This window comes from Streptomyces poonensis (assembly GCF_014650915.1).
Classification (GTDB): Bacteria; Actinomycetota; Actinomycetes; order Streptomycetales; family Streptomycetaceae; genus Streptomyces; species Streptomyces poonensis.
The window spans coordinates 324,106-342,493 of the sequence record NZ_BMVW01000001.1 but is presented as its reverse complement, the minus strand read 5'-3'; the positions used below and the strand labels follow the sequence as shown (position 1 = coordinate 342,493).

At 69.2% G+C, this 18,388-nt stretch carries 19 protein-coding genes; 15 read left to right on the top strand and 4 right to left on the bottom strand.

The window, feature by feature from the left end:
* Positions 1 to 50 precede the first annotated feature (50 nt).
* The 12 genes from glyA to IE242_RS01400 all read left to right on the top strand — a co-directional run bounded on the left by glyA (position 51) and on the right by IE242_RS01400 (position 11,589).
* Positions 51 to 1,289 carry a serine hydroxymethyltransferase gene (gene glyA / locus IE242_RS01455; RefSeq protein WP_189854469.1) on the top strand — a complete coding sequence of 413 codons (1,239 nt, stop codon included), beginning with the start codon at positions 51 to 53 and terminating at the stop codon, positions 1,287 to 1,289.
* A 129-nt stretch (positions 1,290 to 1,418) separates the two neighbouring features.
* Positions 1,419 to 2,786 carry an MraY family glycosyltransferase gene (locus tag IE242_RS01450; RefSeq protein ID WP_189854467.1) on the top strand — a complete coding sequence of 456 codons (1,368 nt, stop codon included), beginning with the start codon at positions 1,419 to 1,421 and terminating at the stop codon, positions 2,784 to 2,786.
* Between the two features lie 299 nt (positions 2,787 to 3,085).
* Positions 3,086 to 3,523, top strand: a complete 438-nt coding sequence (locus IE242_RS01445; RefSeq protein WP_189854464.1) for a Cg1360 family ATP-synthase-associated protein — start codon at positions 3,086 to 3,088, stop codon at positions 3,521 to 3,523.
* A 225-nt stretch (positions 3,524 to 3,748) separates the two neighbouring features.
* Positions 3,749 to 4,567 carry a F0F1 ATP synthase subunit A gene (gene atpB / locus IE242_RS01440; protein WP_506417241.1) on the top strand — a complete coding sequence of 273 codons (819 nt, stop codon included), beginning with the start codon at positions 3,749 to 3,751 and terminating at the stop codon, positions 4,565 to 4,567.
* A 75-nt stretch (positions 4,568 to 4,642) separates the two neighbouring features.
* Complete coding sequence (gene atpE / locus IE242_RS01435) at positions 4,643 to 4,876, top strand: ATP synthase F0 subunit C (protein ID WP_143636214.1); 234 nt, start codon at positions 4,643 to 4,645, stop codon at positions 4,874 to 4,876.
* A 40-nt stretch (positions 4,877 to 4,916) separates the two neighbouring features.
* Complete coding sequence (locus IE242_RS01430; RefSeq protein ID WP_189854462.1) at positions 4,917 to 5,465, top strand: F0F1 ATP synthase subunit B; 549 nt, start codon at positions 4,917 to 4,919, stop codon at positions 5,463 to 5,465.
* A complete protein-coding gene (locus tag IE242_RS01425) occupies positions 5,462 to 6,277 on the top strand; it encodes a F0F1 ATP synthase subunit delta (RefSeq protein WP_189854460.1) in 816 nt (271 codons plus the stop codon). Before IE242_RS01430 ends, IE242_RS01425 begins: the two co-directional genes overlap by 4 nt.
* A 126-nt stretch (positions 6,278 to 6,403) precedes the next feature.
* Positions 6,404 to 7,993, top strand: coding sequence for a F0F1 ATP synthase subunit alpha (gene atpA, locus IE242_RS01420; protein ID WP_189854458.1), 1,590 nt, complete (start codon positions 6,404 to 6,406; stop codon positions 7,991 to 7,993).
* A gap of 21 nt (positions 7,994 to 8,014) precedes the next feature.
* Positions 8,015 to 8,932, top strand: a complete 918-nt coding sequence (locus IE242_RS01415; protein ID WP_189854456.1) for a F0F1 ATP synthase subunit gamma — start codon at positions 8,015 to 8,017, stop codon at positions 8,930 to 8,932.
* A complete protein-coding gene (gene atpD, locus IE242_RS01410) occupies positions 8,932 to 10,368 on the top strand; it encodes a F0F1 ATP synthase subunit beta (RefSeq protein ID WP_189854454.1) in 1,437 nt (478 codons plus the stop codon). Before IE242_RS01415 ends, atpD begins: the two co-directional genes overlap by 1 nt.
* Positions 10,369 to 10,600: 232 nt before the next feature.
* Entirely contained in the window at positions 10,601 to 10,975 is a 375-nt protein-coding gene (locus IE242_RS01405) for a F0F1 ATP synthase subunit epsilon (protein ID WP_189854452.1), read from the top strand.
* A gap of 161 nt (positions 10,976 to 11,136) precedes the next feature.
* On the top strand, positions 11,137 to 11,589 hold the full coding sequence (locus IE242_RS01400) for a DUF2550 domain-containing protein (RefSeq protein ID WP_189854450.1): 453 nt from the start codon (positions 11,137 to 11,139) through the stop codon (positions 11,587 to 11,589).
* Positions 11,590 to 11,678: 89 nt separating this feature from the next.
* Here the strand turns inward: IE242_RS01400 and IE242_RS01395 are convergent, their stop codons facing one another.
* From IE242_RS01395 to IE242_RS01385, 3 genes are all read right to left on the bottom strand, one after another.
* A complete protein-coding gene (locus IE242_RS01395; protein WP_189854448.1) occupies positions 11,679 to 13,508 on the bottom strand; it encodes a glycoside hydrolase family 18 chitinase in 1,830 nt (609 codons plus the stop codon).
* Between the two features lie 152 nt (positions 13,509 to 13,660).
* Positions 13,661 to 14,302 (bottom strand): response regulator, encoded by a 642-nt coding sequence (locus IE242_RS01390; RefSeq protein WP_189854446.1) that lies wholly within the window; start codon positions 14,300 to 14,302, stop codon positions 13,661 to 13,663.
* Positions 14,299 to 15,504, bottom strand: coding sequence for a sensor histidine kinase (locus IE242_RS01385; protein ID WP_189854444.1), 1,206 nt, complete (start codon positions 15,502 to 15,504; stop codon positions 14,299 to 14,301). The genes IE242_RS01390 and IE242_RS01385 overlap by 4 nt, the downstream gene beginning before the upstream one ends.
* A gap of 152 nt (positions 15,505 to 15,656) precedes the next feature.
* Between IE242_RS01385 and IE242_RS01380 the strand changes: the two genes are divergently transcribed.
* Both IE242_RS01380 and IE242_RS01375 read left to right on the top strand, forming a co-directional pair.
* On the top strand, positions 15,657 to 16,238 hold the full coding sequence (locus IE242_RS01380; RefSeq protein ID WP_189854442.1) for a hypothetical protein: 582 nt from the start codon (positions 15,657 to 15,659) through the stop codon (positions 16,236 to 16,238).
* The gene (locus IE242_RS01375; RefSeq protein WP_189854440.1) at positions 16,235 to 16,429 is read left to right on the top strand and encodes a DUF5708 family protein; all 195 of its coding nucleotides are present in this window, start codon (positions 16,235 to 16,237) and stop codon (positions 16,427 to 16,429) included. The genes IE242_RS01380 and IE242_RS01375 overlap by 4 nt, the downstream gene beginning before the upstream one ends.
* Before the next feature lie 6 nt (positions 16,430 to 16,435).
* Here IE242_RS01375 and IE242_RS01370 read toward each other — a convergent pair whose 3' ends face one another.
* Complete coding sequence (locus IE242_RS01370) at positions 16,436 to 17,008, bottom strand: cob(I)yrinic acid a,c-diamide adenosyltransferase (RefSeq protein ID WP_189854438.1); 573 nt, start codon at positions 17,006 to 17,008, stop codon at positions 16,436 to 16,438.
* Between the two features lie 328 nt (positions 17,009 to 17,336).
* Here IE242_RS01370 and IE242_RS01365 point away from each other — a divergent pair, with 328 nt between their 5' ends.
* A complete protein-coding gene (locus tag IE242_RS01365) occupies positions 17,337 to 18,185 on the top strand; it encodes a 3-hydroxyacyl-CoA dehydrogenase family protein (RefSeq protein WP_189854435.1) in 849 nt (282 codons plus the stop codon).
* Positions 18,186 to 18,388 lie beyond the last annotated feature (203 nt).

The window sequence follows — 18,388 nt, the reverse complement described above, 5'->3', positions numbered from 1 at the left end:
CCACGGTCCTACATTGGTCGTAGCGCCCCCGCCGACGCCCGGAGCCCACCATGTCGGTCACATCCACCCTCGAAGCGGACCTCCTGTGCCGCCAGGATCCCGAGCTCGCCGAGGTCCTGCTCGGGGAGCTGGCCCGGCAGTCGACGACGCTCCAGCTCATCGCCGCCGAGAACTTCACCTCCCCGGCCGTGCTCGCCGCACTGGGCTCGCCGTTCGCCAACAAGTACGCCGAGGGTTATCCGGGCGCCCGGTACCACGGCGGATGCGAGTTCGTGGACGTGGCCGAGTCCCTCGCCGTCGACCGGGCCCGGCGGCTCTTCGGCGCCGAGCACGCCAATGTGCAGTCGCACTCGGGTTCCTCGGCGGTGCTCGCCGCGTACGCGGCGCTGCTGCGGCCCGGTGACACCGTGCTGGCCATGGGCCTGCCGTTCGGCGGGCACCTCACCCACGGTTCGCCCGCGAACTTCTCCGGGCGCTGGTTCGACTTCGTCGGCTACGGGGTCGAGGCGGACTCGGGGCTCATCGACCACGAGCAGGTGCGCACCCTGGCCCGTACCCACCGCCCGAAGGCGATCGTGTGCGGGTCCATCGCCTATCCGCGCCACATCGACTACGCCTTCTTCCGTTCCGTCGCCGACGAGGTGGGGGCGTATCTGATCGCCGACGCCGCCCATCCCATGGGCCTCGTCGCCGGGGGAGCGGCGCCCTCCCCGGTGCCGTACGCCGACGTCGTCTGCGCCACCACGCACAAGGTGCTGCGCGGACCCCGCGGCGGGATGATCCTGTGCGGCGGCGAGCTGGCCGAGCGCGTCGACCGCGCGGTCTTCCCGTTCACCCAGGGCGGCGCGCAGATGCACACCATCGCCGCCAAGGCCGTGGCGTTCGGCGAGGCGGCGACACCGGGCTTCAGAACGTACGCCCAGCAGGTCGTCGCCAACGCCCGGATGCTCGCCGGCGAGCTGGCCGCCGCCGGACTCACGGTCACCACCGGCGGCACCGACACCCATCTGGTGGTCGTCGACCCCACGCCGCTCGGCGTCGAGGGACGGGCCGCACGGGGGCGCCTGGCCGCCGCCGGGATGGTCCTCGACACCTGTGTCCTGCCTCACGGCGACGCCCGCGGGCTGAGACTGGGTACGGCGGCATTGACCACCCAGGGCATGAAGGAGGTGGAGATGGTGCGGGTCGCGGCCCTGTTCGCGGCGGTGCTCAGCGAGCGTACGGACGCCGGTACGGTGCGTGAGGAAGTGCGGGAACTGGCCGGAAGATTTCCGCCGTATCCCTGCTGAGCCAGGGTAGACGCACCACCAGTTACAGCTACGCGTGCAACCATCGTCGCTACCCGGAAGTCCCCAACCATATGCGTGCCTCGCTAGGGTGTGGGACTGATAAGGCCAGCGAGACCTGTGGGGAAGCCCGTGCGTGAATACCTGCTGACGCTCTGCATCACGGCCGCGGTGACGTATCTGCTGACAGGGCCGGTACGAAAGTTCGCGATCGTGGCAGGCGCGATGCCGGAGATCCGTGCGCGCGACGTCCACCGGGAACCGACGCCGCGGCTCGGCGGCATCGCGATGTTCTTCGGTCTGTGCGCGGGCCTGCTGGTCGCCGACCACCTGACCAACCTCAGCGAGGTGTACGAGAGCAACGAGCCGCGCGCCCTGCTCTCCGGGGCCGCGCTGATCTGGCTCATCGGCGTGCTGGACGACAAGTTCGAGATCGACGCGCTGATCAAGCTCGGCGGCCAGATGATCGCCGCGGGCGTCATGGTCATGCAGGGCCTGACGATCCTGTGGCTGCCCATCCCGGGCGTCGGCAACGTCGCGGTGACCCAGTGGCAGGGCACCCTGCTGACGGTGGCGCTCGTCGTCATCACGATCAACGCGGTCAACTTCGTGGACGGCCTCGACGGCCTGGCCGCCGGCATGGTGTGCATCGCGGCCGCGGCGTTCTTCATGTACGCCTACCGCATGTGGTACGGCCACAGCATCGAGGCCGCGGCCCCGGCCACCCTCTTCGCCGCCGTCCTGATGGGCATGTGCCTGGGCTTCCTGCCGCACAACATGCATCCCGCCCGCATCTTCATGGGCGACTCCGGGTCGATGCTGATCGGCCTGGTGCTGGCGGCGGGCGCGATCTCCGTGACCGGGCAGATCGACCCCGACGCGATGAGCCTGTTCGCCGGGTCCGAGAAGGAAGCCGTGCACCAGATGGTGCCCGTCTACATCCCGCTGCTGATGCCGCTGACGATCATCGCGATCCCCGCGGCCGACCTGATCCTCGCGATCGTCCGGCGCACCTGGCGCGGCCAGTCCCCGTTCGCCGCCGACCGGGGCCACCTGCACCACCGCCTGCTGGAGATCGGGCACTCGCACAGCCGGGCCGTGCTGATCATGTACTTCTGGTCGGCGCTGATCGGCTTCGGCGCGCTCGCGTACTCGGTGCACTCGGCGTCCATGTGGATCGTGCTCGGCGTCGTCGCGCTCAGCGCGGTGGGCCTGGTGCTGCTCCTGCTGCCCCGCTTCACGCCGCGGGCCCCGCGCTGGGCCGAGCGGTTCGTGCCGCCGCGGTACCGCCGCCGGCGCCGTCGCGGCGAGGAGACCGACCTCCTGTCGGCTCCGGGCGCGTCGTCCGCGGCGTACGGGATGGGTGCGGCGGACGACGAGCCGCGGCAGCCGGAGACGCGTACCCCGGTCGCCGCGGGCGTCTCGCGCGTCAATGGCGCGACCGCCGTGGGGGGCCGTTCTCGGGCCCTGGACCGGCGCAAGGCGGGGTCGTCGCGATGACGCCAAGGTAAGAATCTGACTAATGCTTGACCCGGCGCGGGGAGCGCAAAGTGCCCCAATACCAGACAAGTGGGCGCCGTTTCAGCGCAGACGTGCAGGGTCACTCTCATGTGTGACGCCGGGCACACCAGCCAGGTAAAGACCTCATCAAATAGTTTGTGATACGGTTCACGAGACCCCGGGATGGAGCCGAAGGACCGCAGTGAGACGGTCCAGAGCCGGAGGGGAATCTCTCTCGCCCGGGACTACGCTCGTCCATGACGACACCCTGCCCCCTGTGAAAAAGCGGAGTTGCCGCCATGCCGTCCAACGACGTCCGGATCCTGCTTCAGGCTGCCGTGCCCACGGCTGCCGTCGGCGCGATCGCCGCCGTTGTCGGTGGTGTGGTCGCGGGCGGCAAGGGGGTGATCGGTGCCATCGTGGCGGCGGTGGTCACGATCCTCTTCATGGGGATCGGGCTCTATGTCCTGCAGCGCACTGCCAAATCGCTTCCGCATCTGTTCCAGATGATGGGGCTGATGCTCTACGCGGCACAGATCCTGCTGCTGTTCGTCTTCCTGAGCGTGTTCAAGGACACCACGCTGTTCCATCCCAAGGTCTTCGCGATCACGCTCGTCGCCACCACTCTCGCGTGGATCGCCGCTCAGACGCGTGCCCATATGAAGGCCAAGATCCTCTACGTCGAACCCGATTCCTCCACGGGCGGCAAGCCCGAAAAGTCGGGGCACTCGTCGTGAGAGGTAGGGCCGGGATAAGTGCGTGTCAGAAGTCCTGCTATCGTCCGGTGCCAACTGCGGCATCGCGGGCGCGGGCATCTGAGCTGACGCCTGCTCGATCGCGAGGCTCGAAGCCCCCCGGCCGCCACCACATCCGAAACACCAGTCCGGTGCCGACCCGCGGCTGCGCGCCGCGCCGACACAACGAGGTTGCCGAACCTATGCGTCACGCCGAAGGAGCCCGCGGTGAGTGCTGACATGACCCAGCTCGCCTTCGACTGGGATTGCCGCATCCTGTCCGACAACGGCTGTGGCTTCCCGGCTCCGGGCCTGCACTCGTTCCTCTTCAAGCCGATCGCCACGGTCGGCGGCTTCGAGTTCAACAAGGTGATGCTGCTCGCGCTCATCACCACCCTGCTGGTCATCACCTTCTTCTACGCCGCCTTCGGCAAGGCCAAGGTGGTCCCCGGCAAGCTGCAGATGGTCGCCGAGGCCGGTTACGACTTCGTCCGCCGCAGCATCGTCTACGAGACCCTCGGCAAGAAGGAGGGCGAGAAGTACGTCCCCCTGATGGTCTCGCTCTTCTTCTTCATCTGGATCATGAACATCTGGTCCGTGATCCCGCTGGCCCAGTTCCCGGTGTCGTCGATCATCGCCTACCCGGCGGTCCTCGCGGCCATCGTCTGGGTCGTCTGGGTCGGGCTGACCTTCAAGCGACACGGCTTCGTCGGCTTCTTCAAGAACGTCACCGGCTACGACAAGTCGCTGGGCGCGGTGCTGCCGCTCGTGGTGGTCATCGAGTTCTTCTCGAACCTGCTGGTCCGCCCCTTCACCCACGCGGTCCGACTGTTCGCCAACATGTTCGCCGGCCACCTGATGCTGGTCATGTTCACCGTCGCCTCGTGGTACCTGCTGAACAGCTACATGATCCCGGCGGCCGGCGTCTCCTTCATCATGACCATCGTCATGATCCTCTTCGAGCTTTTCGTGCAGGCCGTCCAGGCGTACGTCTTCGTGCTGCTCGCCTGCTCGTACATCCAGGGCGCTCTCGCCGAGCACCACTGAGCCGCGCCGCCCCAAGCCCCCAGAACGTCCGGTGGCCAACCCCCGCCGGTCCATGAAAGAGAAGGAAGAATCAGCATGGCTGCCCTTGAGACCCTCGCCGCCGTCGAAGGCAACATCGGTTCCATCGGCTACGGCCTCGCCGCCATCGGCCCGGGCGTCGGCGTCGGCATCATCTTCGGCAACGGTACCCAGGCTCTGGCCCGCCAGCCCGAGGCCGCAGGTCTGATCCGTGCCAACCAGATCCTCGGCTTCGCCTTCTGTGAGGCGCTCGCCCTCATCGGCATCGTCATGCCGTTCGTCTACAACTGACGAACCCTGACGAGCAAACCTTTCAACGGAAGGCACTGATGTGATCGCCAACCTGGTTCAGCTGGCGGCCGAGGAAGAGCAGAACCCGCTCATCCCGCCGGGCCCCGAGCTGCTCGTCGGCGCTGTCGCCTTCGCCATCGTCTTCTTCGTCTTCTGGAAGAAGCTCCTCCCGAACATCAACAAGGTTCTGGACGAGCGCCGCGCGGCGATCGAAGGCGGTATCGAAGAGGCCGACGCCATGAAGGTCGAGGCCCAGAGCGTGCTCGAGCAGTACAAGGCTCAGCTCGCCGAGGCCCGGCACGAGGCCGCGCGTCTGCGCCAGGAGGCGCAGGAGCAGGGTGCCCAGCTCATCGCCGAGATGCGTGCGGAAGGCCAGCGGCAGCGCGAGGAGATCGTCGCCGCCGGTCACGCCCAGATCGAGGCCGACCGCAAGGCCGCGGCTTCCTCGCTCCGGCAGGACGTCGGCAAGCTCGCCACCGACCTGGCCGGCAAGCTCGTCGGTGAGTCCCTCGAGGACCACGCCCGGCAGAGCCGTGTGATCGACCGCTTCCTCGACGAGCTCGAGGAGAAGGCCGAGGCCACGCGATGAACGGAGCGAGCCGCGAGGCCCTGACGGCCGCACGTGAGCGCCTGGACGCGCTGACCGACAGCACCTCGGTCGACGCCGCCGCGCTCGCCGACGAGCTGGCCGCCGTCACCGCGCTGCTCGACCGCGAGGTCAGCTTGCGTCGGGTCCTCACCGACCCGGCGCAGGCCGGTGAGGCCAAGGCCGAACTGGCCCAGCGCCTGCTCGGCGGACAGGTCAGCGGCCCCGCCGCCGACCTGGTGACCGGCATGGTGCGCAGCCGCTGGTCGCAGCCGCGCGACCTGGTGGACGCCCTGGAGGAGCTGGCCGACACGGCCGACTTCACGGCGGCCCAGCGGGCGAACGCGCTCGACGACGTGGAGGACGAGCTGTTCCGGTTCGGCCGGATCATCTCCTCCAACACGGAGCTGCGGGCCGCGCTGACCAACCGCTCCGCGAGCGGCACCGCCAAGACGGAGCTGCTGCGCAGCCTGCTCGGCGGCCGTGCGAACGCCACGACCGAGCGTCTGGTGACGCGCCTTGTGACCGCACCCCGGGGACGTAGCCTGGAATCGGGACTCGAGTCCCTCTCCAAGCTCGCCGCCGAGCGCCGGAACCGCATGGTCGCCGTCGTCACGTCGGCGGTCCCGCTGAGCGACACACAGCGGCAGCGCCTCGGCGCCGCCCTGGCGAAGCTCTACGGCCGCGCGATGCACCTCAACCTCGACGTGGACCCCGAGGTCGTCGGCGGCATCCGGGTGCAGGTCGGTGACGAGGTCATCAACGGCTCCCTCGCGGACCGCCTCGAGGACGCCGCCCGCCGCCTGGCGAGCTAGCAGCAAACCGCATACGTAGTACTACGGCCCGCGTTGGGCCGTGCAGAGGATTCACCTCCTTAAGGGGGGAGTCCCCATCCCCCCTAAGTGAAACTTCGGGCCCAACAAGGAGAGCAGGGAACCCAGATGGCGGAGCTCACGATCCGGCCGGAGGAGATCCGGGACGCGCTGGAGAACTTCGTCCAGTCGTACAAGCCGGACGCGGCCTCGCGCGAGGAGGTCGGCACGGTCACCACGGCCGGCGACGGCGTCGCGAGGGTCGAGGGACTCCCCTCGGCCATGGCCAACGAACTGCTGAAGTTCGAGGACGGCACCCTCGGCCTGGCGCTGAACCTGGAAGAGCGCGAGATCGGCGCCATCGTCCTCGGTGAGTTCAGCGGCGTCGAGGAGGGCCAGCCGGTCACCCGCACCGGCGAGGTCCTGTCGGTCGCCGTCGGCGACGGCTACCTCGGCCGTGTCGTCGACCCGCTCGGCAACCCGATCGACGGCCTCGGCGAGATCGACACCGTCGGCCGCCGCGCCCTCGAGCTGCAGGCCCCCACGGTCATGCAGCGCAAGTCGGTGCACGAGCCGATGGAGACCGGCTACAAGGCCGTCGACGCCATGACCCCGATCGGCCGCGGCCAGCGCCAGCTGATCATCGGTGACCGCCAGACCGGCAAGACCGCCCTGGCCGTCGACACGATCATCAACCAGCGCGACAACTGGCGCTCGGGCGACGTGAACAAGCAGGTCCGCTGCATCTACGTCGCCATCGGCCAGAAGGGCTCCACCATCGCGTCGGTCCGCCGCGCGCTGGAGGAGAACGGCGCGCTGGAGTACACGACCATCGTCGCCGCCCCGGCGTCCGACCCGGCCGGCTTCAAGTACCTGGCGCCGTACACCGGCTCGGCCATCGGCCAGCACTGGATGTACGAGGGCAAGCACGTCCTCATCATCTTCGACGACCTCTCGAAGCAGGCCGACGCCTACCGCGCCGTGTCGCTGCTGCTGCGCCGCCCGCCGGGCCGTGAGGCCTACCCGGGTGACGTCTTCTACCTGCACTCCCGTCTGCTCGAGCGCTGCGCGAAGCTCTCGGACGACATGGGCAAGGGCTCGATGACCGGTCTGCCGATCGTCGAGACGAAGGCCAACGACGTCTCGGCGTTCATCCCGACCAACGTCATCTCCATCACCGACGGCCAGTGCTTCCTGGAGTCGGACCTGTTCAACGCCGGTCAGCGTCCCGCGCTGAACGTCGGTATCTCCGTCTCCCGAGTCGGTGGTTCCGCGCAGCACAAGGCGATGAAGCAGGTCTCCGGCCGTCTTCGCGTGGACCTCGCCCAGTTCCGTGAGCTGGAGGCGTTCGCCGCCTTCGGTTCCGACCTGGACGCCGCGTCGAAGTCCCAGCTGGAGCGCGGTCAGCGCATGGTCGAGCTGCTGAAGCAGGACCAGTACCAGCCGATGGCCACCGAGGACCAGGTCGTCTCCGTGTGGGCCGGCACCACCGGCAAGATGGACGACGTCCCGGTCGCCGACATCCGCCGCTTCGAGTCGGAGCTCCTGGAGTTCCTGCACCGCAAGGAGCAGGGCCTCATGACCTCCATCAAGGAGGGCGGCAAGATGTCGGACGACACCCTGACGGCCGTCGCCGACGCGATCGCGGAGTTCAAGAAGCAGTTCGAGACCTCCGACGGCAAGCTGCTCGGCGAGGACGCTCCGTCCGCCGCCAAGTGACGTAAGGAAGGGACCTGACTCATGGGAGCCCAGCTCCGGGTCTACAAGCGTCGCATCCGATCCGTCACCGCGACCAAGAAGATCACCAAGGCGATGGAGATGATCGCCGCCTCGCGCGTCGTCAAGGCGCAGCGCAAGGTGGCGGCCTCCACGCCGTACGCGCAGGAACTGACCCGCGCGGTCACGGCGGTCGGCACCGGGTCGAACACCAAGCACCCGCTGACCACCCAGGCCGAGACGGTCACCCGGGCGGCGGTCCTGCTGCTGACGAGTGACCGTGGTCTCGCCGGTGCGTTCAACTCCAACGCCATCAAGGCCGCGGAGCAGCTCACCGAGCGGCTGGAGCGCGAGGGCAAGCAGGTCGACACGTACATCGTCGGCCGGCGCGGTGTGGCCCACTACAACTTCCGCGAGCGCAAGATCGCGGAGCAGTGGAGCGGCTTCACCGACGAGCCCGCGTACGGGGACGCCAAGAAGGTCGCGGCGCCCCTGATCGAGGCCATCGAGAAGGAGACGGCGGACGGCGGCGTGGACGAGCTCCACATCGTCTACACCGAGTTCGTCTCGATGATGACGCAGAACGCGGTCGAGGCCCGGCTGCTGCCGCTCAGCCTCGACGAGGTCGCGGAGGAGACGGCGACGAAGGGCGAGATCCTTCCGCTGTTCGACTTCGAGCCGTCGGCGGAGGACGTCCTCGACGCCCTGCTGCCGCGCTACGTCGAGAGCCGTATCTACAACGCGCTGCTGCAGTCGGCCGCTTCCAAGCACGCCGCCACGCGCCGCGCGATGAAGTCGGCCACCGACAACGCGGGCGAGCTGATCAACACGCTCTCCCGTCTTGCCAACGCGGCCCGCCAGGCCGAAATCACCCAGGAAATCAGCGAGATCGTCGGTGGCTCCGCAGCCCTCGCCGACGCGACCGCGGGGAGTGACAAGTAATGACGACGACAGTTGAGACGGCCGTTGCCACGGGCCGCGTCGCCCGGGTCATCGGCCCGGTCGTCGACGTGGAGTTCCCCGTCGACGCGATGCCCGACATCTACAACGCCCTGCACGTCCAGGTCTCCGACCCGGCCAACGCGGGCGAGCTGAAGACGCTGACCCTGGAGGTCGCCCAGCACCTGGGTGACGGCCTGGTCCGCACCATCTCCATGCAGCCCACCGACGGTCTGGTCCGCCAGGCCCCGGTGACCGACACGGGCTCCGCCATCTCGGTGCCGGTCGGCGACTTCACCAAGGGCAAGGTGTTCAACACCCTCGGCGAGGTGCTGAACGTCGACGAGTCCTACGACGGTGAGCGCTGGCCGATCCACCGCAAGGCCCCGAACTTCGACGAGCTCGAGTCGAAGACCGAGATGTTCGAGACCGGCGTCAAGGTCATCGACCTGCTGACCCCGTACGTCAAGGGCGGCAAGATCGGTCTGTTCGGCGGCGCCGGCGTCGGCAAGACGGTGCTCATCCAGGAGATGATCTACCGCGTCGCCAACAACCACGACGGTGTGTCGGTGTTCGCCGGTGTCGGTGAGCGCACCCGTGAGGGCAACGACCTCATCGACGAGATGAGCGAGTCGGGCGTCATCGACAAGACCGCGCTGGTCTTCGGCCAGATGGACGAGCCCCCGGGCACCCGTCTGCGCGTGGCCCTGGCCGGTCTGACCATGGCGGAGTACTTCCGCGATGTGCAGAAGCAGGACGTGCTGTTCTTCATCGACAACATCTTCCGCTTCACCCAGGCCGGTTCCGAGGTGTCGACCCTGCTCGGCCGTATGCCCTCCGCGGTGGGCTACCAGCCGAACCTGGCCGACGAGATGGGTCTCCTCCAGGAGCGCATCACCTCGACCCGTGGTCACTCGATCACCTCGATGCAGGCGATCTACGTCCCCGCGGACGACCTGACCGACCCGGCCCCGGCCACCACCTTCGCCCACCTCGACGCGACGACGGTGCTGTCCCGTCCGATCTCGGAGAAGGGCATCTACCCGGCCGTGGACCCGCTGGACTCGACGTCCCGCATCCTCGACCCGCGGTACATCGCGGCGGACCACTACAACGCCGCGATGCGCGTGAAGAACATCCTGCAGAAGTACAAGGACCTGCAGGACATCATCGCGATCCTCGGTATCGACGAGCTCGGCGAGGAGGACAAGCTCGTCGTCCACCGTGCCCGTCGCGTGGAGCGCTTCCTGTCCCAGAACACCCACGTCGCCAAGCAGTTCACCGGCGTCGACGGGTCGGACGTCCCGCTGGACGAGTCGATCGCCGCGTTCAACTCGATCATCGACGGCGAGTACGACCACTTCCCGGAGCAGGCGTTCTTCATGTGCGGTGGCATCGAGGACCTGAAGAAGAACGCGAAGGAGCTCGGCGTCTCCTGACGCCGGCGCTGCTGAGCACGGTGTGATGTGTGCGTGAGGGGGACGGACCGTACCTCTTGAGGTGCGACCCGTCCCCCTCCGTACGCCGTCCGGTGCAATTTCCGGGGGCAATCCCCGATTTCCCCGGTCTGCCAAGACCGGGGCGGGCCCGCGTACTTCGGCGCGCGGAGCCCTATTAGACTTGTGACCCAACACCCGGCAGAACCGCCGGGTGGTGACCCGAGGAGCCACCTTGGCTGCTGAGCTGCACGTCGCGCTGGTCGCGGCCGACCGAGAGGTCTGGTCCGGCGAGGCCACCCTGGTCGTCGCGCGCACCACGTCCGGCGACATCGGCGTCATGCCCGGTCACCAGCCGCTGCTCGGTGTGCTGGAGTCGGGCCCGGTGACCATCCGTACGAGCGACGGGGGGACGGTCGTCGCCGCGGTGCACGGCGGTTTCGTCTCGTTCGCGGACAACAAGCTGTCGCTGCTGGCCGAGATCGCCGAGCTGTCGGACGAGATCGACGTCCAGCGCACGGAGCGGGAACTGGAGCGCGCGAAGGCGGAGGGCGACGCCGCCGCCGAGCGCCGCGCGGACGTTCGCCTACGCGCGGCGGCGGCGCGCTGACGTGGGGGCGTCTCCCAGAGCCTTAAGGTACTGGGGGAGCGCCATGTGATGCTGTGACTCAGCCGCGGCTGGGACCGGAGCGATCCGGACCCAGCCGCGGCTGAGGCAGATGTGGGTGTTTTTTACGTTCCGTTACCGAGGAGACGAGGAGGTCGATGAAGATGGTCCTCCTTCTGACTGGGTTCGGACTGGTCATGCTCGTGGCGGTGGGACTCCTCGTCTTCGGTCTTCGGCGCCGGCTGATCCAGCGCTCCGGCGGCACCTTCGACTGCAGCCTGCGCTGGGACGCCCCGGAGAAACCCGGGAAGGGCGAGGAGAACGGCAAGGGCTGGAGCTACGGCGTCGCCCGCTACAACGGCGACCGCATCGAATGGTTCCGCGTCTTCTCGTACGCCCCGCGCCCCCGCCGCATCCTGGAGCGCTCGTCGATCGAGGTGGCCGGGCGCCGTACGCCCGAGGGCGAGGAGGAGCTCGCACTGCTCTCCGACGCCGTGGTCCTCGCCTGCCAGCACCGCGGCACCAGGCTGGAGCTGGCCATGAGCGAGGACGCGCTGACCGGGTTCCTGGCGTGGCTCGAGGCCGCGCCGCCTGGCCAGCGAGTGAATGTGGCGTAGTCACGTCGACGCTCCCCCGGACCGGAGGTCCGAGGGAGCGTCAATGTCGCGTGAGGTTCTTCGTTACTCCGTTGGGCTGATCGGGCGGGTCACTTCAGGCCGTTGCTGATCGCGGTGACCAGCTCGCCGTTGGCCGTGTCGCCGCTGAACTCCCAGAAGAACGCGCCGCCGAGGCCCTGGTTCTTGGCCCAGCTCATCTTGCCGGCGATGGTCGACGGGGTGTCGTACGACCACCACTGGGTGCCGCAGTGCGCGTACGCCGTGCCCGCGACGGTGCCGGTGGCCGGGCAGGAGTTCTTGAGCACCTTGTAGTCCTCGATGCCCGCCTCGTACGTGCCGGGGGCCGCACCGGTCGCCGTGCCGCCGGGGGCGGACTGGGTGACGCCGGTCCAGCCGCGGCCGTAGAAGCCGATGCCGAGCAGCAGCTTCGCGGCGGGGACGCCCTTGGCCTTCAGCTTGGCGATCGCGTCGGCGGAGTTGAAGGCGGCGTTCGGGATGCCGGAGTACGAGGTCAGCGGGGAGTGCGGGGCCGTCGGGCCCTTGGCGTCCCAGGCGCCGAAGTAGTCGTACGTCATCACGTTGTACCAGTCGAGGTACTGGGCGGCGCCGCCGTAGTCGGCCGCGTCGATCTTGCCGCCGGAGGAGGCGTCGGCGGTGATGGCCGCGGTGATCAGGTAGTCCTTGCCGAACTCGGTGCGCAGGGCCTGCGACAGGTTCTTGAACGCGGCCGCGCCCGAGGTGTCACAGGTCAGACCGCAGGCGTTCGGGTACTCCCAGTCGATGTCGATGCCGTCGAAGACATCGGCCCAGCGCGGGTCCTCCACCACGGCCTTGCAGGACTTGGCGAACGCGGCGGCGTTCTGCGCGGCCTGGCCGAAGCCGCCGGAGTACGTCCAGCCGCCGAACGAGTACAGCACCTTGATGTGCGGGTACTTCGCCTTGAGCTGGCGGAGCTGGTTGAAGTTGCCGCGCAGCGGCTGGTCCCAGGTGTCGGCGGTGCCGCTGACGGACTGGTCGGCGGTGTAGGCCTTGTCGTACGCGGCGAAGGTGTCGTCGACCGTGCACTGGCCGTTCTTCACGTTGCCGAACGCGTAGTTGATGTGCGTGATCTTCGAGGCGGAGCCCGAGGTCACCAGGTTCTTGACGTGGTAGTTCCGGCCGTAGACGCCCCACTCGGTGAAGTAGCCGAGGTTGACCTTCTCACCCGGCTGGGGGCCCGGACCGGTGTCGCCGCCGGTGGTGCGCACCGCGACCGCGCCGCTGACCGGGCCGGTCTGGTCGGCGGTGTCGCGGGCCTGCACGGAGTACGAGTAGTCGGTGCCCGCGGTGAGGCCGGTGTCCGTGTACGAGGTCGTCGTGACGGTGGCGACCTTGGTGCCGCCGCGCAGGACGTCGTAGTTCTTGACGCCCTTGTCGTCGGTGGCGGCGGACCAGGAGAGCTTCACCGAGGTGTCGGTGATGCCCGAGGCGGTCGGGGTGCCGGGAGCGGAGGGTGCGCTGTCACCGGGGACCGAGGGGCCGCCGTCGCAGCTGGCGCCGTTGAGGGTGCAGTTGGACGGGGAGCCGGAGCCGGTGCCGTTGAAGCCGAAGGAGACCGAGGCGCCGGGGGCGAGGCTGCCGCTCCAGGACTTGTTCTTCGCGGTCCAGGTGTTGCCGGAGTTGGTGACGTCGGCGTCCCAGGCCGAGGTGACCTTCGTACCGGTGGGGAAGTCCCACTGGAGGGTCCAGGAGCTGATGGCGGTGGTGCCGGTGTTCTTCACCGTCCACTTGCCCTCGAAGCCGGAGCCCCAGTCCTGGGGCTTCGAGTAGGTGGCCGTCGCCTCGGTGGCGGCGTGGGCGGGAGCGGCGAGGCCGACCAGGCCGGCCAGCGGGAGCAACAGGGTCGCGAAGCCTGCCGCGGCTCTGTGTCTGAAGCGCATGCTGCGCCTCCTCTTCAGGGGTGGGGGCATGACTGAGCCTCATGCCCACGGTGCCGCGAGAATAGAAAGGTCTGTACCACCGGTCAATAGGTCTGGACCACTACTCTCCGGACCGCACCCCGCGTCGCCCGGCCCCGTCGCCGTCCTCTCGCTCAGATCCCCAACTCCTGAGCCAGCACGGCCGCCTGCACCCGGCTGCGCAGCTCCAGCTTGCCGAGCAACCGGCTGACATGCGTTTTCACCGTGGCCTCCGCCATGTCCAGCCGGGTCGCGATCTCCGCGTTCGACAGGCCCTCGCCGAGACAGGACAGCACCTCGCGTTCGCGCCGGGTGAGGGCGTCGAGCACGGACGGATCGGGGGCCGGCTCCCGTACGGGCTTCGCGGCGAACTCGGTGATCAGCCGCCGGGTGACGGCCGGGGCGATCAGCCCCTCACCGCCCGCGACCGTGCGCACCGCCGTGATCAGGTCCTTCGCGTCCGTGTTCTTGAGCAGGAAGCCGGAGGCGCCCGCCCGCAGCGCACCGAAGACGTACTCGTCCAGGTCGAAGGTGGTCAGCACCAGGACGTCGGCCAGCTGCTCGGCGACGACCTGCCGGGTCGCGGACACCCCGTCCAGGCGCGGCATCTGTATGTCCATCAGGACGACGTCCGGCCGGAGCTCACGGGCCAGGGCCACGGCCCGCTCGCCGTCGGCGGCCTCGCCGACCACCTCGATGTCGGGCGCGCTGCGCAGGATGAGCACGAGCCCGGCACGTACGGCGGACTGGTCCTCGGCGACGAGCACGCGGATCATTCGGCTTCTCCTTGCGGGTGCGAGGTGGTGGGCAGGGTGGCGCGGACGGCCCAGACCTTGGCCGCGCGGTCGTCGGGGGAGCTCTCGGGGCCGGCCTCGAAGGTGCCGTCCAGCAGGGCGGTCCGCTCCCGCATCCCGACGAGTCCGGCGCCCGAGCCGGGGGCGCGAGGGCCGTCGCGGTCGCCGTACGGGCTGGTCACGGCGATGTCGAGGCAGCCGTCCCGGCGGGCCAGCGACACCGTGACCCGTCCTGGACAGGCGTGCTTGAGGGCGTTGGTGAGGGACTCCTGCACGATCCGGTACGCGGCCAGCTCCACCGGGGCGGGCAGCGGGTCGCCCGGGGAGGCGTCGAGCGTGACGTCGAGGCCGTTGGTGCGGGCGCCCTCGACGAGCGCGCCCAGCCCGTCCAGGGTGGGCGAGGCGGCAGGCTCCAGGTCACCGCTGTCGTCCCGCAGGATGCCGATGAGGCGGCGCATCTCGGCGAGCCCTTCGACGCTGTTCTCCCGGATGACGCCGAGGGCCTGACGGGATGTCTCCGGGTCGTCGAGGGAGAGGGCGGCCGTTGCGTGGATGGCGATCGCGGACAGGTGGTTGGCCACCATGTCGTGCAGCTCGCGGGCCATCCGGGCGCGTTCGGCGGTGACCGCCTCGACGCGGTCCCGCTCGGCGAGCAGGGCGGTCTGCTCGGCGCGCAGGCGGGCGGCGTCGGCGGCGTTGCGGTGGTTGCGCACGATCAGGCCGGTGGAGGCCGGGGCGAACGACACGATGCCGACCATCACACCGATCAGCAGTGCCTCCGGCACCCGCCAGAACGCGAACGGCACCACCGTCGCCGCCACCGTGAGCAGTCCGGTGATCCACGGGATGCGGCGGGCCGAGCCCGGCGGCCCGTACAGGACGGCCGCGTACACGATGTCGGTGAACATCACGACGGTGACCAGGCTGCCCTGCGTGAGCGTGTCCACGGTCAGCGAGGCGGTGCCGGTGAGCAGGGCCGTGCGCGGGGCGGTCCGGCGCAGCAGCTCGCAGCCGGCCATCACGGCGAGCGGCACCAGGAGGGGCCAGCGGCCCGGCCACAGCACGATCGGCTCGTCCGCGGGCCGGACGCCCAGGCCGATGGCCCACAGCAGGACCCCGCCGAGCAGCCCGGCCAGCGCGACGTACACGTCGAAGCGGTGCGGGCGGGGGAGGGACATGGCCATGCTCCCATCCAACACGGCCCGTCCGGCCTCCGCCTGATCCCCGGGGACGGTCCGGGACTGCATCTTTCGATGTACCGCGAGTTCGTCACCGCCGACGACGATCCCGGCGCTGCGGAACGGCAGCCTGGAAGGGTGACCGAGAGGAGCGAGCCGTGATCGTCACGCTGATCGTCGTCTGCGAGGTCGGCTTCTGGGTACTGCTGGCCGCCGGGCTGGCCGTCCGCTATCTGCTGAGGTGGCACCGTACGAGCGTGGCCCTGCTGCTGTGCGAGCCGATCCTCGAGCTGGTGCTGTTCGTGGTGACGGCGATCGACCTGAAGAACGGTGCCGAGCCGGGCTGGGAGCACGGCCTGGCGGCGCTGTACATCGGCTTCACGGTCGCGTACGGCCACTACACGATCCGCTGGCTCGACGGTCACGCCGCCCACCGCCTGGGCGGAGCCCCGCCTCCGCCGAAACCCCCGCGCTACGGCATGCCCCGGGCCCGGCACGAGGGACGCCTGTGGCTGCGTACGGTCCTGGCGGCGGCCGTGGCGTGCGCGCTGCTCGAGGGCGCGGTCTGGTACGTCGGCGACGAGGGTGACGTCTCGTCCCTGCGAGCCTTCCAGTGGGCGGCGCTCCGGACCGCCGGCATCCACGGCCTGGTCGCCCTTGCGTACCTGGTGTTCCCGAAGAAGGCCCCGGAGGGAGCGCGGGAGCAACCGATCACTTCCAAGGAGCGGGTGCGCCGATGAGCCGGGCGACCAGGGACCTGCTGGAGGGAGCGGTCACCTTCGTGACCGGTCTGGTCCTGTGGCTGTTCACCGGAGACGTGGAGATTCCGGTGGTCACGTCGGCGAAGGTGGGCGTGGTGATGATGTGCGTCGGGGGCGTGCTGCTCGCAACGGGCCTGTACCGGTCACGAGCGTTGTCCGCGCGCCGGTAGCGGACCTCAGCGCTCCCCGCCCGGCACCCACAGCACGTCGCCGACTTCCTTGTTGGCCGTGCGGGCCAGGATGAACAGCAGGTCCGACAGCCGGTTGAGGTAGGTGGCGGTCAGGGGGTTCATGGTGTCCCCGTGCACCTCCAGCGCCGCCCACGTCGACCGCTCCGCACGGCGGACGACCGTGCACGCCTGGTGCAGCAGGGCCGCGCCGGGGGTGCCGCCGGGGAGGATGAAGGAGCGCAGCTTCTCCAGCCGCTCGTTGAAGCGGTCGCAGTCCGCCTCCAGCTTGTCGACGTAGAACTGCTCGACGCGCAGCGGCGGGAACTCCGGGTTCTCCACGACGGGCGTCGACAGATCGGCCCCGACGTCGAACAGGTCGTTCTGCACCCGGGTGAGGACCTCCACGACCTCCTCGTCGAGGCCGCCGAGCGCGATCGCCGTGCCGATGACCGCGTTGGCCTCGTTGGCGTCGGCGTACGCGGTGATCCGCGGATCGGTCTTGGGCACCCGGCTCATGTCACCGAGGTTCGTGGTGCCCTTGTCGCCGGTCCTCGTGTAGATGCGCGTCAGATTGACCATGCGGCCAGCGTAGTTACCTCCCGGCCGGGCGAAAGCCCCGTGGGCCGGCCGCCGCGTGCGTCCGCCGCGCGGGTCCGCCGCGCTCCGGGCGGCGGTGGATGCCCCGCGGACCTCGGCGGGGGCAAGGGGCTGTTGGGGCCGGGGGCACTCAACTGGGCCGTACGAGGGACCCGGTCACTCCCGCCGGTGTGATGTCCGTCATGTGAGACGTGACGCGCATTACTTACGGGTCACACAGCCCCGCACGAGCGCTAATGTCCGCCGAAGAGACATGACGAAGGCAGAACGTCGGCACGAGGCCGACAGCGCGTACCAGGGGAGTCGCACAGTGGCACGGAAGCTCGCCGTCATCGGAGCCGGTCTCATGGGATCCGGAATCGCCCAGGTCTCCGCCCAGGCGGGCTGGGACGTCGTCCTGCGCGACGTCACCGACGAGGCGCTGACGCGTGGCACCGACGGCATCAAGGCGTCGTACGACAAGTTCGTCGCCAAGGGGAAGCTCGCGGAGGTGGACGCGGCGGCGGCCCTCGCGCGGATCACCCCGACGACCGACCTCGACGCCGTCGCCGACGCGGACGTCGTGGTCGAGGCCGTCTTCGAGAAGCTGGAGGTCAAGCACGAGATCTTCCGGGCGCTCGACAAGCTCGTCCGGGACGAGACCGTGCTCGCCTCCAACACCTCCGCCATCCCGATCACCAAGATCGCGGCGGTCACCGGGCGGCCGGAGCGGGTCGTGGGCACGCACTTCTTCTCGCCGGTGCCCATGATGCAGCTCTGCGAACTCGTCCGTGGGTACAAGACCAGCGACGAAACTCTCGCCATCGCACGGGAGTTCGCCGAGTCCGTCGGTAAGACCTGCATCGTCGTCAACCGCGACGTGGCCGGCTTCGTCACCACCCGGCTCATCTCCGCCCTCGTCGTGGAGGCCGCCAAGCTCTACGAGTCGGGCGTGGCCAGTGCCGAGGACATCGACCTCGCCTGCAAGCTGGGCTTCGGGCACGCCATGGGCCCCCTGGCCACCGCCGACCTCACCGGCATCGACATCCTGCTGCACGCCACCAGCAACATCTACACCGAGTCGCAGGACGAGAAGTTCGCCCCGCCGGAGCTGATGCGCCGGATGGTGGACGCCGGTGACTTCGGCCGCAAGAGCGGGCAGGGCTTCTACAAGCACTGACCCGGCACCGATGCCATGCGAACCGCACAAACCTCATCCGGCGTCACGCGTTGAGGTGAATTCGGTATCGGTTCGCTTACAGAAGGCAACCTCTGGGGTTCCTGTGCCGTCAGAGGTTGCATCACCGGACAACGCCGGCGTGACCGGACCACGACCGGCGCGAGCCGGGCACGACCGGCGTGATCCGGCGACGACCGGCGTAC

What these genes read in the sequence shown, in the direction of transcription:
- glyA (WP_189854469.1), top strand. Translation starts at nt 51, where the DNA reads ATGTCGGTCACATCCACCCTCGAAGCGGACCTCCTGTGCCGCCAGGAT.
- IE242_RS01445 (WP_189854464.1), top strand. Translation starts at nt 3,086, where the DNA reads ATGCCGTCCAACGACGTCCGGATCCTGCTTCAGGCTGCCGTGCCCACG.
- atpE (WP_143636214.1), top strand. Translation starts at nt 4,643, where the DNA reads ATGGCTGCCCTTGAGACCCTCGCCGCCGTCGAAGGCAACATCGGTTCC.
- IE242_RS01425 (WP_189854460.1), top strand. Translation starts at nt 5,462, where the DNA reads ATGAACGGAGCGAGCCGCGAGGCCCTGACGGCCGCACGTGAGCGCCTG.
- atpA (WP_189854458.1), top strand. Translation starts at nt 6,404, where the DNA reads ATGGCGGAGCTCACGATCCGGCCGGAGGAGATCCGGGACGCGCTGGAG.
- IE242_RS01415 (WP_189854456.1), top strand. Translation starts at nt 8,015, where the DNA reads ATGGGAGCCCAGCTCCGGGTCTACAAGCGTCGCATCCGATCCGTCACC.
- atpD (WP_189854454.1), top strand. Translation starts at nt 8,932, where the DNA reads ATGACGACGACAGTTGAGACGGCCGTTGCCACGGGCCGCGTCGCCCGG.
- IE242_RS01400 (WP_189854450.1), top strand. Translation starts at nt 11,137, where the DNA reads ATGGTCCTCCTTCTGACTGGGTTCGGACTGGTCATGCTCGTGGCGGTG.
- IE242_RS01395 (WP_189854448.1), bottom strand. Translation starts at nt 13,508, where the DNA reads ATGCGCTTCAGACACAGAGCCGCGGCAGGCTTCGCGACCCTGTTGCTC.
- IE242_RS01390 (WP_189854446.1), bottom strand. Translation starts at nt 14,302, where the DNA reads ATGATCCGCGTGCTCGTCGCCGAGGACCAGTCCGCCGTACGTGCCGGG.
- IE242_RS01385 (WP_189854444.1), bottom strand. Translation starts at nt 15,504, where the DNA reads ATGGCCATGTCCCTCCCCCGCCCGCACCGCTTCGACGTGTACGTCGCG.
- IE242_RS01375 (WP_189854440.1), top strand. Translation starts at nt 16,235, where the DNA reads ATGAGCCGGGCGACCAGGGACCTGCTGGAGGGAGCGGTCACCTTCGTG.
- IE242_RS01370 (WP_189854438.1), bottom strand. Translation starts at nt 17,008, where the DNA reads ATGGTCAATCTGACGCGCATCTACACGAGGACCGGCGACAAGGGCACC.